Annotated in this window: 13 protein-coding genes, 1 tRNA gene and 1 pseudogene; 6 read left to right on the top strand and 9 right to left on the bottom strand. The window is 59.2% G+C overall.

The window, feature by feature from the left end; translation table 11 throughout:
• Positions 1-46: 46 nt before the first annotated feature.
• Both folK and folB read right to left on the bottom strand, forming a co-directional pair.
• Positions 47-574 (bottom strand): 2-amino-4-hydroxy-6-hydroxymethyldihydropteridine diphosphokinase, encoded by a 528-nt coding sequence (folK, locus tag QWI18_RS14840; protein ID WP_369319151.1) that lies wholly within the window; start codon positions 572-574, stop codon positions 47-49.
• Positions 565-918 carry a dihydroneopterin aldolase gene (gene folB, locus QWI18_RS14845; protein ID WP_065991327.1) on the bottom strand — a complete coding sequence of 118 codons (354 nt, stop codon included), beginning with the start codon at positions 916-918 and terminating at the stop codon, positions 565-567. The genes folK and folB overlap by 10 nt, the downstream gene beginning before the upstream one ends.
• Before the next feature lie 74 nt (positions 919-992).
• On the opposite strand from folB, the gene plsY reads away from it, so the two are divergent.
• Entirely contained in the window at positions 993-1,562 is a 570-nt protein-coding gene (gene plsY / locus QWI18_RS14850) for a glycerol-3-phosphate 1-O-acyltransferase PlsY (protein WP_065991326.1), read from the top strand.
• A gap of 47 nt (positions 1,563-1,609) precedes the next feature.
• On the opposite strand, the gene tsaD is transcribed toward plsY, so the two are convergent.
• Positions 1,610-2,635: a tRNA (adenosine(37)-N6)-threonylcarbamoyltransferase complex transferase subunit TsaD gene (gene tsaD, locus QWI18_RS14855; RefSeq protein WP_369319152.1), complete on the bottom strand. Its 1,026-nt coding sequence runs from the start codon at positions 2,633-2,635 to the stop codon at positions 1,610-1,612.
• A gap of 196 nt (positions 2,636-2,831) precedes the next feature.
• On the opposite strand from tsaD, the gene rpsU reads away from it, so the two are divergent.
• From rpsU to QWI18_RS14880, 5 genes and pseudogenes are all read left to right on the top strand, one after another.
• Entirely contained in the window at positions 2,832-3,047 is a 216-nt protein-coding gene (gene rpsU, locus QWI18_RS14860) for a 30S ribosomal protein S21 (RefSeq protein WP_002551877.1), read from the top strand.
• A 262-nt stretch (positions 3,048-3,309) separates the two neighbouring features.
• The gene (gene dnaG / locus QWI18_RS14865) at positions 3,310-5,277 is read left to right on the top strand and encodes a DNA primase (RefSeq protein WP_065991325.1); all 1,968 of its coding nucleotides are present in this window, start codon (positions 3,310-3,312) and stop codon (positions 5,275-5,277) included.
• Between the two features lie 67 nt (positions 5,278-5,344).
• On the top strand, positions 5,345-7,189 hold the full coding sequence (gene rpoD, locus QWI18_RS14870; protein ID WP_192134901.1) for an RNA polymerase sigma factor RpoD: 1,845 nt from the start codon (positions 5,345-5,347) through the stop codon (positions 7,187-7,189).
• 440 nt (positions 7,190-7,629) lie between these two features.
• A pseudogene (locus tag QWI18_RS14875) lies at positions 7,630-10,571 on the top strand (EAL domain-containing protein); the annotation flags it as partial.
• A 15-nt stretch (positions 10,572-10,586) separates the two neighbouring features.
• Positions 10,587-10,663 (top strand) — tRNA-Ile (locus tag QWI18_RS14880).
• A gap of 70 nt (positions 10,664-10,733) precedes the next feature.
• On the opposite strand, the gene QWI18_RS14885 is transcribed toward QWI18_RS14880, so the two are convergent.
• The 6 genes from QWI18_RS14885 to QWI18_RS14910 all read right to left on the bottom strand — a co-directional run bounded on the left by QWI18_RS14885 (position 10,734) and on the right by QWI18_RS14910 (position 15,167).
• Positions 10,734-11,891, bottom strand: coding sequence for a glutathionylspermidine synthase family protein (locus tag QWI18_RS14885; protein ID WP_369319153.1), 1,158 nt, complete (start codon positions 11,889-11,891; stop codon positions 10,734-10,736).
• A gap of 14 nt (positions 11,892-11,905) precedes the next feature.
• The gene (locus QWI18_RS14890) at positions 11,906-12,634 is read right to left on the bottom strand and encodes a DUF1190 domain-containing protein (protein ID WP_296312672.1); all 729 of its coding nucleotides are present in this window, start codon (positions 12,632-12,634) and stop codon (positions 11,906-11,908) included.
• 26 nt (positions 12,635-12,660) lie between these two features.
• Entirely contained in the window at positions 12,661-13,086 is a 426-nt protein-coding gene (locus QWI18_RS14895) for a DUF350 domain-containing protein (RefSeq protein WP_065991321.1), read from the bottom strand.
• A gap of 13 nt (positions 13,087-13,099) precedes the next feature.
• Positions 13,100-13,768 (bottom strand): DUF2491 family protein, encoded by a 669-nt coding sequence (locus QWI18_RS14900; RefSeq protein ID WP_065991320.1) that lies wholly within the window; start codon positions 13,766-13,768, stop codon positions 13,100-13,102.
• Positions 13,769-13,818: 50 nt separating this feature from the next.
• Positions 13,819-14,382 (bottom strand): rhomboid family intramembrane serine protease, encoded by a 564-nt coding sequence (locus QWI18_RS14905; protein ID WP_369319207.1) that lies wholly within the window; start codon positions 14,380-14,382, stop codon positions 13,819-13,821.
• 77 nt (positions 14,383-14,459) lie between these two features.
• Positions 14,460-15,167: a PspA/IM30 family protein gene (locus QWI18_RS14910; RefSeq protein WP_369319154.1), complete on the bottom strand. Its 708-nt coding sequence runs from the start codon at positions 15,165-15,167 to the stop codon at positions 14,460-14,462.
• Positions 15,168-15,172: the final 5 nt, after the last annotated feature.

The following is a 15,172-nucleotide window of genomic DNA, read 5'->3' on the forward strand; positions in this document are numbered from 1 at the left end:
CCGCTGAGTTGGCTGCGGCTCAGTCGGCGCCCTCTCAGCCGCCTGTTTACACCGCAGCCAGCAGGAGGGCCGGGGTGAGTGGCTCGCCACGCCATTCGAAGGCAACCGGCCAGAGTTTCTGATCGATGTTCGCGTCGGCCCAAAGCCGGTCAAACGAGACGCCGGCCTCAGGGTGCAGGCGTTGCGGCGCGATCAGCGACAACGGCCACAGCACGAACGCATTTTTGAGGATTTCGGCGCGTGGCAGAATCAGGCCGTCGAAGTTGCCGACCTGCTCGCCATACAGCAGGACATCAATATCCAGCGGCAAACCTTTGCGGTCAGGGGCATAACGCCCGTTATCGGCTTCGATGAATTTGAGGCGGCGGTCCAGTTCAGTCAGCGGCAGATCCGTCAGTGCCGAAACCACCAGATTGAAAAACGGCCCGCTCTTGATCCCCACCGGGTGACTTTCGAACACCGGCGAGCAGGTCATCTCGGTGAGGAAGCCGGCAAGGGCGTCGAGGCCGGCGCACAGATGGCGCTCCCGCTCGATATTGCTGCCCAGTCCCAGAAAAATCCGTGTCAGCGACATCCGCGCTCGATCTCCACCCCAACGCCCTTCGCCGCTGGCACGGCTCCCGGCTTGGTCAATTTGAGGTGCAGCCAGGGAATGTTGAACTCGCTCATGAGCACTTCGGCCAGACGCTCGGCAAAGGTTTCAACCAGTTGGAATTGAGAGACTTCGGCGAACGCCTGAATCCGCGCGGACACACTGGCGTAATCGAGCGCTTTGCTCAGGTCATCGCCTGCGGCTGCAGGCCGATTGTCCCAGGCAAAACTCAGGTCCAGACGCAGGCACTGGCGAATGCCACGCTCCCAGTCGTAGGCGCCGATGACGGTATCGACCTCCAGACCTTCAATGAAAACTCTGTCCAAGCCTATCTCTCCGCTGCACGACAAGGGCGCAATGCGCCGTTAGAATCAAGGCAACCTCGCCCGGAATGGTTAGCATGTTTTGGTTACTGGCGGTCCTCGCCTACCTGCTCGGCTCACTGTCCTTCGCCATCCTGATCAGCCGCATAACCGGTCGCCCGGACCCGCGCGCCAGTGGGTCGGGCAACGCCGGCGCCACCAACATGCTGCGCGTGGCCGGCAAGAAGCTCGCGGTGCTGACCTTGGTTGGCGACGTCTGCAAAGGCATGATCCCGGTGCTGATCGCCAGAGCTCTGAGCCTCGACCCACGCCTGCAAGCCTGGATCGGTCTGTGCGCCGTCCTGGGGCATCTGTTCCCGCTTTACTTTCGTTTCCGCGGCGGCAAGGGCGTGGCCACGGCCGCCGGCATGTTGCTGGCCTTGTATCCGCCAGCTGCCCTGCTCGCCATCGGCGCCTGGCTGCTGACGTTCTACCTCACTCGCACCAGCTCACTGGCGTCGTTGATCGCCACGCCGCTGACGCTGCCGCTGCTTGCCTGGCAGGAACCCCACGCCTTGCTGCCGATGAGCGTACTGACGCTGCTCATCGTCTGGCGCCATCGGGGCAATCTACGCGACCTGTTTGCGGGGCGCGAACGGCATTTCTGAAACGACACCTGTCAGAGGCCCAACCCGTGGCTTGCGCTGCCTTGCCATTAAAGACCTGGCAGCTGCTCCATTGGCCAGCGCGCCTGCACGGTAATGCTCAGACTTTCCCTCTGCCCTGCCTGCAATCGCTGGCAGCCGGCAAAGGCGATCATCGCGCCGTTGTCGGTGCAGAACTCGGGCCTCGCGTAATAGACATTTCCGCCCAAGCCTTCGAGCATCTGTTCCAGCGACAGGCGCAACGCCTTGTTTGCGCTCACGCCGCCGGCAATGACCAGACGTTTCAACCCGGTCTGCTTCAGCGCGCGTTTGCACTTGATGGTCAAAGTGTCCACCACCGCCTGCTGGAAGGCCAGTGAGATGTCGCAACGGGTTTGCTCGCTGTCGTCCCCGGCGCCTTGGCACTGCTGCCAGGTGTTCAGGGAGAAGGTTTTCAGGCCGCTGAAGCTGAAATCAAGCCCGGGACGATCCGTCATCGGACGCGGAAAGACGAAACGCCCGGCCACACCGGATTGCGCCAGACGGGAAATCTCCGGACCGCCAGGGTAATTCAGGCCCATCATTTTCGCGGTTTTGTCGAAGGCTTCGCCGGCGGCGTCGTCCAGGGTTTCGCCCAGCAGCTCATAAAGACCAATGCCATCGACGCGAACCAGCTGCGTATGGCCGCCGGAAACCAACAAAGCGACGAACGGAAACTCAGGCGGATTTTCCTCCAGCATAGGTGCGAGCAAATGCCCTTCCATGTGGTGAACACCCAGTGCCGGGATGTCCCACGCGAACGCCAGAGCCTGTGCGCACGAGGCACCTACCAGCAGGGCCCCGACCAGCCCGGGGCCAGCGGTGTAGGCAATGGCATCGATCTCGGTCACGGCGCAGTCGGCCTCGGCCAAGACCTGACGAATCAAGGGCAGCATGCGTTTTACGTGGTCACGCGAGGCAAGCTCCGGGACCACCCCGCCATAGACGCGGTGCAGGTCGATCTGGCTGAATAATGCATCGGCAAGCAGCCCGCGTTCGCTGTCGTACAGCGCGACACCGGTCTCATCGCAGGAAGTTTCCATTCCCAGTACTAGCATGGGGTACGCCTTGTGGAGGCTGAATTCGAAGGCGCGCATAATAGTCGCCGCTCATGCCTGCGACCAGTGCTTTTCGATCAGAGGCTTTGCATTCCGCGAAGCAAGGGGTTAACATCCGCAACCCTTAAAAACCGACGTACTTAGTGCAAGCGTTGCAGTAAGCGTTGACCCCGGTAATGAATGAAGGTAGCTCTGGATGCCAGCCGTCAAAGTTAAAGAGAACGAACCCTTCGACGTAGCTCTGCGTCGTTTCAAGCGCTCCTGCGAAAAAGCCGGTGTTCTGGCTGAAGTTCGTAGCCGCGAATTTTACGAGAAGCCGACTTCTGAGCGTAAGCGTAAAGCAGCAGCTGCTGTTAAGCGTCACGCCAAGAAAGTACAGCGCGAACAGCGCCGCGCCGTTCGTCTGTATTAATACAGACGTCTGACGCAAGCTTCTGCCTTGCCCGGCCTTCAAAGCCGGGCTGTCGGCAGTTGCAGTTCTAGCCTCAAGCAACACCGTTCAAGCAACACAAGACAGAGGCTGTTGACGCCGCAGATGCGACCGAGACAAATCCCGTCGATTTCTTCCAGCCTGATTCAGGCCGCGTTGACCCGTCTACACTGACCAAGCAACCGTCGTTACGGTTTGGATTCGCCACGATCTTTCTGGCGGGGCGCCTGATGATGAGAACGCCATGGCCGGACTGATTCCCCAAGGTTTTATTGACGACCTCCTGAACCGCACCGACATCGTCGATGTTGTCAGCTCACGCGTTCAATTAAAAAAGACCGGCAAGAACTTCAGCGCCTGTTGTCCTTTCCATAAAGAGAAGACACCGTCGTTCAGCGTCAGCCCGGACAAACAGTTTTATTACTGCTTCGGTTGTGGCGCGGGTGGCAATGCCCTCGGCTTCATCATGGACCACGACAACCTGGATTTCCCCCAAGCCGTCGAAGACCTTGCCAAAGCCGCCGGGATGGAAGTCCCTCGCGAACAAGGCGTAAAAGGGCAAAAGCCCCGCCAGCCTACTGATTCGCCGCTTTACCCTCTGCTAACCGCCGCCGCCGACTTTTACCGGGCTGCGCTGAAAAGCCATCCAACGCGAAAATCCGCGGTGGAATACCTGAAAGGCCGTGGCCTGTCAGGCGAGATCGCCCGCGACTTCGGACTGGGCTTCGCCCCCCCTGGCTGGGATAACCTCTACAAGCACTTAAGCAGCGACACCCTTCAGCAGAAGGCGATGATCGACGCTGGCTTGCTGATCGAAAACGCCGAAACCGGCAAACGCTACGACCGCTTTCGCGACCGGGTGATGTTCCCCATTCGCGACAGCCGCGGCCGTGTGATCGCATTTGGCGGGCGGGTACTGGGCGACGACAAGCCTAAATACCTGAACTCTCCTGAAACCCCGGTGTTTCATAAGGGTCAGGAGTTGTACGGTTTATTCGAAGCTCGCAAATTTAACCGTAACCTGGACGAGATTATCGTCGTCGAAGGTTACATGGACGTCATTGCACTGGCCCAACAAGGCTTGCGCAATGCCGTTGCGACACTGGGTACGGCGACCAGTGAAGAGCATTTGAAGCGGCTGTTTCGTGTGGTACCGAACGTGCTGTTCTGCTTCGACGGCGACCAGGCTGGCCGAAATGCCGCCTGGCGTGCACTGGAAGCAACGATTCCCGGCTTGCAGGATGGCCGGCGCGCGAGGTTTCTGTTTCTGCCCGAAGGGGAAGATCCCGACACCTTGGTGCGCGCCGAAGGCACTGACGCGTTCAAGGCGCGAATCAACCAGCACGCACAACCGCTGGCCGACTATTTTTTCGAGCAACTGACCAAGGAGGCCGATCCGCGCTCCCTGGAAGGCAAGGCGCATATGGTGACGCTGGCCGCGCCGCTGATCGAAAAAGTGCCGGGCGCCAATTTGCGCGAATTGATGCGTCGGCGCCTGAAAGAAATCACCGGGCTGGACACCGCTGCGGTCAACCAGTTGATGCAGTCTGCGCCGGCGGAAGCTCAGCCCAGCTACGATCCCGGCTTCGATTACGAGGCCGTGCCGGATTACGGCGATTACCAGCAGCACGACTATCAGGCGCAGCAGGAATGGACACCGAACGCGCCGGGCGGTCAGCAGAAGAAATGGGACAAGAAGCCGTGGGACAAAGGCAAGAAATGGGACAAGAACGGCAAGCGTCCTGATTTCGAACCTCGCGGTCCACGCACACCGGCGACGGTAGAGCCACCGGCGCTGACAGCACTCAGAACGCTACTGCACCACCCTGAGCTGTCGGCACAGGTCGCCAACGCCAGTACGTTCGCCGATGAAGAAAACGTGTATTCGCAGCTTCTCGTGGCACTGATTGACGCTACACAGAAAAACCCGAAGCTACGCACGATGCAGTTGATTGCCCGCTGGCATGGCACCGATCAAGGACGATTATTGCGTCAACTGGCGGAAAAGGAATGGCTGATATCGGCCGATAACCTTGAACAACAGTTTTTCGACACTATAACTAGCTTGTCTGCCCGCCAACGCGAGCGACATCTGGAGCAATTGATCAGGAAGGAACGGCAGTCAGGCCTGAGCGCAGAAGAAAAAGTTCAGCTGCTCAACCTGTTAAATCGCAAAGTTCCTGCACAAACCCCGACCTCAACTGGCGTGTGAGGTCATAGCTCGGGTATAATCCCCGGCTTGTTTTTTGCCCGCCAAGACCTTCAGTGGATAGGGTGTTATGTCCGGAAAAGCGCAACAGCAGTCTCGTATCAAAGAGTTGATCACCCTGGGTCGTGAGCAGAAGTATCTGACTTACGCAGAGGTCAACGACCACCTGCCTGAGGATATTTCAGATCCTGAGCAGGTGGAAGACATCATCCGCATGATCAACGACATGGGGATCCCCGTACACGAGAGTGCTCCGGATGCGGACGCCCTTATGTTGGCCGACGCCGACACTGACGAGGCAGCCGCTGAAGAAGCCGCTGCAGCGTTGGCTGCGGTCGAGACCGACATCGGTCGCACGACTGACCCAGTGCGCATGTACATGCGTGAAATGGGTACGGTCGAGCTTCTGACGCGTGAAGGCGAAATCGAAATCGCCAAGCGTATCGAAGAAGGCATCCGTGAAGTGATGGGCGCGATCGCGCACTTCCCTGGCACGGTTGAGCACATTCTCTCCGAGTACACTCGCGTTACTACCGAAGGCGGTCGTCTGTCCGACGTCCTGAGCGGCTATATCGACCCGGACGACGGCATCGCGCCGCCAGCCGAAGTCCCGCCGCCAGTCGACCCGAAGGCCGAGAAAGCCGAAGGTGCTGACGACGAAGAAGAAGACGCTTCCGACGATGAAGAGGACGAGGTCGAAAGTGGACCGGACCCAGTCATCGCCGCCCAGCGCTTCGGTGCCGTTTCAGACCAGATGGCCATTGCCCTCAAGGCCGTGAAAAAGCACGGCCGCGGCAGCAAGCAGGCCAACGCTGAACTGCTGGCCCTGGCCGAGCTGTTCATGCCGATCAAGCTGGTTCCGAAACAGTTTGAAGGTCTGGTTGAGCGTGTTCGCGGTGCCCTTGAGCGTCTGCGTGCGCAAGAACGCGCCATCATGCAGCTGTGTGTTCGTGATGCACGCATGCCGCGCGCCGACTTCCTTCGCCAGTTCCCGGGCAATGAAGTTGACCAGAGCTGGACAGACGGGCTGGCCAAAGGCAAAAGCAAATACGCTGAAGCCATTGGTCGGCTTCAGGCCGACATTCAACGTTGCCAGCAAAAGCTGACCGCGCTGGAAGAAGAAACCGGGCTGACCATCCTGGAAATCAAGGACATCAACCGTCGGATGTCGATCGGTGAGGCCAAGGCCCGCCGCGCGAAGAAAGAAATGGTTGAAGCCAACCTGCGTCTGGTGATCTCGATCGCCAAGAAGTACACCAACCGTGGCCTGCAATTCCTCGATCTGATCCAGGAAGGCAACATCGGTCTGATGAAGGCGGTGGACAAGTTCGAATACCGTCGCGGTTACAAGTTCTCGACGTACGCCACCTGGTGGATTCGTCAGGCAATCACTCGCTCGATCGCTGACCAGGCACGCACCATCCGTATCCCGGTGCACATGATCGAGACGATCAACAAGCTCAACCGCATTTCCCGTCAGATGTTGCAGGAAATGGGTCGCGAACCGACGCCGGAAGAGCTGGGCGAACGCATGGAAATGCCCGAGGACAAGATCCGCAAGGTATTGAAGATCGCTAAAGAGCCGATCTCCATGGAAACCCCGATCGGTGACGACGAAGACTCGCACCTGGGTGACTTCATTGAAGACTCGACCATGCAGTCGCCAATCGATGTCGCCACGGTAGAGAGCTTGAAAGAAGCGACGCGCGAAGTGCTGTCGGGCCTCACCGCCCGTGAAGCTAAGGTCCTGCGTATGCGTTTCGGTATCGACATGAACACCGACCACACCCTCGAGGAAGTCGGTAAGCAGTTCGATGTTACCCGTGAACGTATCCGTCAGATAGAAGCCAAGGCGTTGCGCAAGCTGCGTCACCCGACGCGAAGCGAACACCTGCGCTCGTTCCTCGACGAGTAAGCGACACGTCGTACCAAAACCCCCGGCATTGCTGGGGGTTTTGCGTTTTAAGGAATAAATTTCCGGCAGAGTGCCACTGTTGTCCAGCCCGACTACACTCGGTTGATTCTCACCCATGAATCACCGAGGCTGCCATGATTTGGATGCCGGCCATTGCTCTCTTATGCGTGCTCGCCCCCGCTGCTGTCACTGCCCAGGCGTTGCTTCACGACGGGGAAAACAGGCAAGGGATGCATCAGGAGTGGCTGCCCGGCGAGGATACTGAACCCGGGAATGCACCCGGTATAAGTCTCCATCTGCCCACTGACTTGATCAGCGACCGATTTGCAGGTATCGATCAAAGTCGCCAACCCGAACAATTCAGCGGACTGGACGATTCGCCCTCCGCCTCGCAGGCGGCCACTCACTCCAGTGAGCGCAGCAAGCTCTGGCACGAATTTCTGCTCATCGGACTGCCCGGATTGCTGTTTCTGACGACGGTACTGGCCATCGTGGTCCGGATCAACCGTCGTCTCAGTTCCGAGATCTCCCGCCGAATCGCCCTGGAACAAGAACTGCGCAGCAGCGAGTATCACTATCGCGGGATGATCGAGAGCCTCTCGGCCATCGCGTGGGAAGCCAATACCCACGACTATTCCTACAACTATGTCTCGCCCCACGCGCAGGATTTGTTGGGGTATCCGCTGCACCAATGGCGAAGGCCCGGATTCTGGCGGAGTATCGTTCATCCGGAGGACGTCGACTACGCCCAGGCCTATTGCGACCGGGAGGTGGCGGAAGGCAACGATCACAGCGTCGATTATCGAGTCCTGAGCGCCGACGGCAGGGTGGTCTGGATTCGAGACATCGTAAGCATGATCGGCTATGGCCGAGAGCCTGTGATGCGGGGGCTGATGATCGACATCAGCGAAGCCAAGCAAACCGAAGAGGCGCTGCGTCTTTCGGAAGGGAAGTTCGCCTCGGTGTTTGCGCAGTGTCCTGACATGCTGGTCATCGCGCGTCTTTCGGACGGCTGCTTTCTGGAGGCGAATCCAGCATTTCTGGAGCAGATCGGCGTCAGCCCTGCTGAAGTCGTCGGGCGCGTGCCTGCCGAGCTGAACATCTGGGGTATTCCCGACATCGGCCACAGCCTGCTGCAACGCCTTCAGAAGGGCAGCATCCGCAATCTGGAAATGCCGTTTCGGCGCAGTGATGGTCGGCTGTTCACCGGGCTTCTGTCAGCCGAGCCTTTTGATCTGGACTCCACGGCGGCAGTGGTTCTGGTGGTGAGGGACATCACGCCACTCAAGGAGGCCCAGCAACAGCTGCAGATGTCCGAAGAGAAATTTGCCAAAGCGTTCCACTCCTCCCCTGACGGCCTGCTGATTACGCGGCAAAACGACGGGCTGCTGGTGGAGGTGAACGACGGCTTCAGCCGCATCACCGGCTATCACAGCTCGTTGTCGCTGGACCGCACCACCCTTGACCTGGGCATCTGGGTAGATTTGAACGAGCGACAGCAACTGCTTGAGCAACTGAGACGTGACGGTTTCGTGAAGGACTTTACCAGCCACATCCGTCGCAGGGATGGTCAGATCCGTCTGTGCGAGATTTCCGCGCGACCGCTTCTGATTGCCGGTGAAGACTGCATGCTCACCATCGCGCGCGACATCACCGACCGCCACCAGATGCAGGAAAAGCTGCAACTGGCCGCAACGGTATTCGAGAGCACAGCGGAAGGCGTACTGATCACCGACACCCGGCAGCGAATCAATGCCGTGAACCGCGCTTTCAGCGAGATCACTGGCTACAGCGAACTCGAAGCGCTCGGTAACACGCCAAGCTTGTTGGCGTCCGGACTCCACGACAGCGCGTTCTACGCCGCCATGTGGTACCAACTGACAGCAGAGGGTCATTGGCAGGGCGAGATCAGCAACCGGCGCAAAAATGGCGAGATCTATCCGAGCTGGCTGACCATCAGTGCCGTGCGCAATCGCGGTAAATTCATCACCCACTTCGTTGCAGTGTTCGCTGATATTTCCAGCCTGAAGCAGGCTCAGGCCCGGCTGGATTATCAGGCACACCACGACCCGCTGACCGGTCTGCCCAACCGCACGCTGTTCGAAAGCCGACTGCACGCCGCGCTGGCTCACTCCAGAGCGGCTTACAGCCTTGGCGCGGTGTTGTTTCTGGACCTGGACCGCTTCAAGCACATCAACGACAGCCTCGGCCACCCGGTCGGTGACCTGCTGCTGAAAAGCATAGCGGTACGCCTGAAGGAGAACCTGCGCGACATCGACACCGTCGCGCGACTCGGCGGTGATGAATTCATCATTCTGTTGCCCGGCCTGCAAAACCCGAGCGACGCCGAAGCGGTCGCCACCAAGCTGCTCAACAGTTTTTCGTCGCCGTTCCAGGCGGGCGAACATGAATTCTTCATGAGCACCAGCATCGGCAGCGCGCTGTTTCCCACCGATGGCGCCGATGTGGCCACGTGATCAAGAATGCTGACGCAGCGATGTATCGCTCGAAGGCCAAGGGGCGCAACCGCGTAGAGCATTACACGCGCGATCTGACCACTCAGGCCAGCGAGCGGATTGCCCTGGAGCACGAGCTGCGGCGCGCCATCGAGCGTAACGAGTTCACCCTGTCCTACCAGCCCAAGATCAGCTTGCTGACACAACGCCTGGTCGGGGCCGAGGCGCTGATACGCTGGTTCCACCCCACTTTCGGCCACATCCCACCCGAGCGGTTTATTCCGCTGGCAGAAGAAAACGGCATGATCCTGCAGATCGGCGAATGGGTGCTCGATACGGCCTGCCAGCAGTTGCACGAGTGGAACCAGCGCTACGACGTGTTTGGGCCCTTGTCAGTGAACCTTGCCGGTGCACAGCTGCGTCAGCCCAACCTGGTCAACAGGATCGAGCGTCTGCTGCTCCAGCACCAGTTACAGCCAGGCTGCCTGCAGCTGGAGATCACCGAGAACTTCATCATGTCGCAGACCGAAGAAGCGCTATCAGTGCTGCATCGCCTGAAGAAACTCGGCGTGCAGCTGGCGATCGACGACTTCGGCACCGGCTACTCCTCGCTCAGTTATCTCAAACGCCTGCCGCTGGACATCCTCAAGATCGATCAATCGTTTGTGCGCGGCTTGCCTGATGACCCCCATGATGCGGCCATCGTCCGCGCCATCATCGCGTTGGGCCGCAGCATGCAACTGACCGTCATTGCAGAAGGCGTCGAAACCCTTGAACAGCAGCAATTCTTGGCAGACGAAGGCTGTGAACAAATCCAGGGCTACCTCGTCAGCCTGCCCCTGCGCGCGGAGGAATTCTGCAAGACGTTTCTTCGTGCAACCGTTTCAGACGTTTCGGATAGCACAGCGCGTAAACCGTCGTTATAATCCGCGGCCTACTGAGGGCCTATAGCTCAGTTGGTTAGAGCAGGGGACTCATAATCCCTTGGTCCACGGTTCGAGTCCGTGTGGGCCCACCAAATAAAAAGCCGCGCATTGCGCGGCTTTTTTCGTTCTTGCGCGGTACCCACCGCCGGCCTCATCACAACCTCAATCAATCACCACATGCGGCAAAAACCGGCTGCTGTCCTTGGTGATCAAACTGTCATCTTCACGAATCCCGATCCCCGAAGCCGTATCCCCCACCACCCACGATCCGATCAGCGTGTAGCTGTCGCCAAAGCGAGGCAACGGTGCGAAAGCTTGCAGGATGTAGGGGGCATCGTTGTAAGGCCCATCTTCGAAGATGACCTGGTCGGTCGGGGTGCGGATTTCGATGTTTGCGCCTTCGCGGGAAAAATACGGCTTGCGCACCCAGCCCTTTGGCACCGCAGATTGCGGGTGCTTATCCACAAAGGACGGCAGCAGATTGGGGTGCCCTTCGTTGAATTCCCAAAGCAACGGCAGGATGCCTTTGTTGGAAATGATCGCCTTCCAGGCCGGCTCGATGAATTGCGTGTCGCACTGCGGGATGGCCTGGCCGTGGGGCTCATGGAACACATGCTCCCAGGCGTGCAGCTTGAAGAGGCGTTCGATCCAGCGGCCATCAAGGTCGACAAATCGGCCGTTGGCGTTCAGGCCGATGTCTTCGATGTCGATGTGGCGGGTTTCGATGCCGGCGTGCTCGGCCATTTTGCGCAGGAACTCAGTCGTGCCCCTGTCTTCGATAGAGCCTGACATGCAGGAAAAGTAGAAAGGCCCGCCCTCCCTGATCGCCGCAAACGCCCGGACCAGATCCTCCGCCGTCGAGTTGAACTGGGAAGCGTGGGCTGGCAATACGCCGCGCTGGATCTGCTCTTCAAGCCAGATGAGCTGGAACGCGCCCGCTTCATACGCTGACGTAGGGGTGTCCATGTTGGCTTCCAGCAGCTTGGCCGAGTTCACACCGTCATAGCTGAAATCAAAACGTCCGTATAAATGCGGGTGGCCTTCCTTCCACGAGGTGCGGACCAGATCGAAGAACGCCTGTGGAATGGCCAGCCGGGTCAGCAGTTCTTCACTCTCGACGACCTTTTCCACGACGTCCAGGCACATGGCATGAAGCTCCTGGGTCGGCGCTTCGATGTCGCGCGTGATCTGCGCTTCGGTGAACTGGTAGTAGGCCCGCTCATCCCAGTAGCGCTCACCGTCGATGGTGTGAAAGTTGAACCCTTCACGCTCGGCTGTCTGGCGCCAGTCAGGACGTTCTTGGATGCTGATCCTTTTCATGGGTAACGTCCCTGTTATCCGCCGAAGCTTGAGCCGCTGCTTTTGCCACCCCAACCGCTGCGAGCAGTGGCCTGGCTGCCGAAACCGCCACGGGAAACCGACGACGAGACAGAGGAGTTACGACCAAGGGTGCCTTTGCTGTAAGTCCCGGTCGAGCTGCTTCGCGCCTGGGTGGAGTTGCCGAAGGTTTTGCCCCGTTCGATCTGGCGCGACAGTGTGGAATACCCATATCCACCCCGCGAGTCACGCTCCTGATAGATGGGCTGGGCGTAGTAACGACCGCCGCCACCGGTGAATCCGTTAACCATGTTGCTGACCAGCATGCCCATCAGGAATCCGTTCACCCCGGAACCAAAGCCGCCGCCACCGCCGCCGCCGGACTGGTCAGCCTGTGCCTTCGCTGCGTCGACCTGGGACTTGGGAAGCTCCCCGGAAACTTCCAGCTGGAAACCGCCGAGCTTGGGCGTGAATTTGCCATCGGCATTCTGCTGGCAGTAATCAGGGACGAAATCTGCTTCGCAGGCTGTCTTGTCGTCGTAGGTCGGGGCTACGCGGCGGTGCTCCGCCAGCGCACTCATGTAGGCGTCCGAGCAGACATCGACCGGGACTTTCTGATCCACACAGGCTTGAACCGATGGATAGGTCTGCTGCGCGGAGACTTCGACGGTGTCGGATTTGCTGCACGCGCTGATCGCCAGCGGCAGGGTGCTGGCCAGGACCAGCTTGAGGGAACTACGTCTCATCGATAACTCCTTTCGATAACGGGCGATCAGGTCGACGGCGTCATGCAGGCCGAGTTGAGAAAACCGACACTGATCGAGACGCTGGCGGCATAGATGGCCGCGGCTAGCTCGCCTCGGGTAATGCGTGCGGACAGATCCTTGAGCACCATGCTGGTGGCGGTGAAGGCCAGCAGCTGTACGACTGCTGCGATTACTGCCCAGATCACCACGTCCAGTACGCTGATGCTGTAGGTGATGACGTTGCTGGCAGGCAGAGCGAAACCGATCAGCGCACCGCCGAGGGCGACGGCCGCGGCAACATTGCCCTCACGAATCAGGGCGAATTCCTTGTGCGGCGTCAGACGCGTGTAGGCCATCTGAAACAACGCGAACAACCCGCCGGCCACAATGATGTAGACCACAAAACTCAGCAACGACTGGACGCTGACGGACATACGAAGCGCTTCAAGCATTTTTTACTTCCTTTTAAATGACGGTGAAATCAGTGGACTGCAGGGTCACGCCGACCGACGTGGTGAAGGAAACAACGCCCTCCTCGTCTTCCTCGACCGACAGCAGCAGAAACTCGCGACGATCCACCAATCCAGTGTCCCGCGCGTACAACATGCTCAAGTGCTTGATGCGGTAAGCACCGTCAGGACTGACAACCTGCTCGTCCATGGGCGTGAGCTCGGTCTGACCCTCTTCCGTGCCCCACTGACGCCCGTATTCCCAGCCGTCATGCTCGAATATCGGCAGACCGACTTTGGACGCAGGCCCCACCAGACGCTTGAGCTCCGCCTCGCTGTTGATCGTGACGGCGCTGCTGTAGCCGAACAGGATGATGTCCTGGACGTCTTCAGCGGCAGGCCCGTTCATCATGACCTGCAGCCAGTAATCCTCATCCTCGAAGTAGAAGCGCACCAGACGAACCGATTGCCCCAGGTCGACCTGACCCACTGACCAGACCACTTCTTCGTTGGGGACCACCAGTTCCGAATGGCCGTCGAGCATCAGCTTGAGCGAGTCGTCGAGGTCCATCATCCGCCCGGTAGCCAGCCCGAACGGATTAGCCAAGGCCGAATTGCCGAGGGGATTGGAGCCGGCCGGTGGAATGGGCGACTCCAGGCCTAATGCGCGTTTGATCCAGCTCATGTTTCATCTCCTTGAATTCGCGCCGAGGCGATCTGAAAAAGTTCTGCCCTTCACTTCACGGGGCTTCGCTCAAGAAGCTGCCGTGAGTGCATTAACCAGGCCGTCACGATACCGGCAAGCGCGCCACACAGGTGTGACTCAATCGATACGCCCGGCACCGGAATGAAGCCGAAAATCAATCCGCTGTAGCCCAGCAGGGTCACCAGTGCGATCGCGAAACTCGCCAGACTGCGCTGATACCAGCCGCGGGCCAGCAAATACGCCCACAGGCCAAATATCAGGCCGCTGGCGCCCACATGGATGACAGGTCTGCCAATCACCCAAACCATCAGGCCCCCCATCACAGTGATGAGCAGTGCAACGCGAATGTAACGCTGAAGCCCCTCGGTTGCGACCAGCCAGCTCAGCACCACAAAAGGCAGGAGATTGCTCAGCAGGTGACGGACCGAACCATGCAGAAACGGGGAGAAAACGATGCCTTGAAGTCCGGACAACGTTCTAGGCACCAGGCCGTGGGACAGCAGGCTGTTGGCGGTCAGGGAGTTAACCATCTGCACAACGATCATCAAAGCGGCAAGGCAGAGTATCGTCCGTAGTCCATTTCCGATATTCATCTGCACACCGCTGAAACCCGAAAAATCGAAACCGAAAAAAGGCAGCCGGATATCCGGCTGCCTCTGTTTAACGGTGCTTATTGCCCAGCGTTACCGCTCTGGCTTTGCGCTTTCAAGCGGGCCAAAACGTCCGCTGCACCGCCTGTTTTAGCGCCGATCCCGGCATCCTGAAGACGACGCTCCAGATCGCCGCCATTGGCAGCCTCGGCCAGCTCGTCGGCCGCTTCAAGTCTCGCGTCCTGTTCATCCTGACGCTGCTTGATACGTGCCAGCGAACCCACTGCGGTTTCGAGTCGGCCATTGGCACCGCCGGTCGCAGCCGCCGCGTTGATCTGTGCCTTTTGCACGCTGTCGCGGGCCTTGGCCATGTCGGTCTGCTGACGCAGGCCTTTGATCTGGCTTTTGGCTTTGATGACCTGTGCGGTCAGTTTCGCCACGTGGACGCCAAACTGATCGGCCGCCAGTTTCTCCTGATCGCGCAGAGCCGTCAGCTCGGCCACTTTCTCGGCACACTCGAGGGCAAGGGCTTCTTCGCCTTTGTTCATCGCCGCGAGCGCTTTCTGCTCCCAGTTGGCGATGTTCTTGTCGTGCTCTTCAACGCGCTGGAGCGAGAGCTTGTGCTTGGCTTTGATCTGGATCAGCTGGTTGCGCGCCGCGAGCATGGAGGCGTCGGCGTCACGGATTTCCTGATCGAGGATTCGCAGTGCCTGGGCATCGACGATGGCTTCACCCACCTCGGAAGCCCCACCACGCAACGCTGTGACCATTTTTTTCCAAAGGCTCATTGATG

This window comes from Pseudomonas sp. W2Oct36 (assembly GCF_041060465.1).
Taxonomy (GTDB): Bacteria; Pseudomonadota; Gammaproteobacteria; order Pseudomonadales; family Pseudomonadaceae; genus Aquipseudomonas; species Aquipseudomonas graminis_B.

What these genes read in the sequence shown, in the direction of transcription:
- dnaG (WP_065991325.1), top strand. Translation starts at nt 3,310, where the DNA reads ATGGCCGGACTGATTCCCCAAGGTTTTATTGACGACCTCCTGAACCGC.
- QWI18_RS14900 (WP_065991320.1), bottom strand. Translation starts at nt 13,768, where the DNA reads ATGAGCTGGATCAAACGCGCATTAGGCCTGGAGTCGCCCATTCCACCG.
- QWI18_RS14895 (WP_065991321.1), bottom strand. Translation starts at nt 13,086, where the DNA reads ATGCTTGAAGCGCTTCGTATGTCCGTCAGCGTCCAGTCGTTGCTGAGT.
- QWI18_RS14905 (WP_369319207.1), bottom strand. Translation starts at nt 14,382, where the DNA reads ATGAATATCGGAAATGGACTACGGACGATACTCTGCCTTGCCGCTTTG.
- QWI18_RS14885 (WP_369319153.1), bottom strand. Translation starts at nt 11,891, where the DNA reads ATGAAAAGGATCAGCATCCAAGAACGTCCTGACTGGCGCCAGACAGCC.
- folK (WP_369319151.1), bottom strand. Translation starts at nt 574, where the DNA reads ATGTCGCTGACACGGATTTTTCTGGGACTGGGCAGCAATATCGAGCGG.
- rpoD (WP_192134901.1), top strand. Translation starts at nt 5,345, where the DNA reads ATGTCCGGAAAAGCGCAACAGCAGTCTCGTATCAAAGAGTTGATCACC.
- plsY (WP_065991326.1), top strand. Translation starts at nt 993, where the DNA reads ATGTTTTGGTTACTGGCGGTCCTCGCCTACCTGCTCGGCTCACTGTCC.
- QWI18_RS14890 (WP_296312672.1), bottom strand. Translation starts at nt 12,634, where the DNA reads ATGAGACGTAGTTCCCTCAAGCTGGTCCTGGCCAGCACCCTGCCGCTG.
- tsaD (WP_369319152.1), bottom strand. Translation starts at nt 2,635, where the DNA reads ATGCTAGTACTGGGAATGGAAACTTCCTGCGATGAGACCGGTGTCGCG.
- QWI18_RS14910 (WP_369319154.1), bottom strand. Translation starts at nt 15,167, where the DNA reads ATGAGCCTTTGGAAAAAAATGGTCACAGCGTTGCGTGGTGGGGCTTCC.
- rpsU (WP_002551877.1), top strand. Translation starts at nt 2,832, where the DNA reads ATGCCAGCCGTCAAAGTTAAAGAGAACGAACCCTTCGACGTAGCTCTG.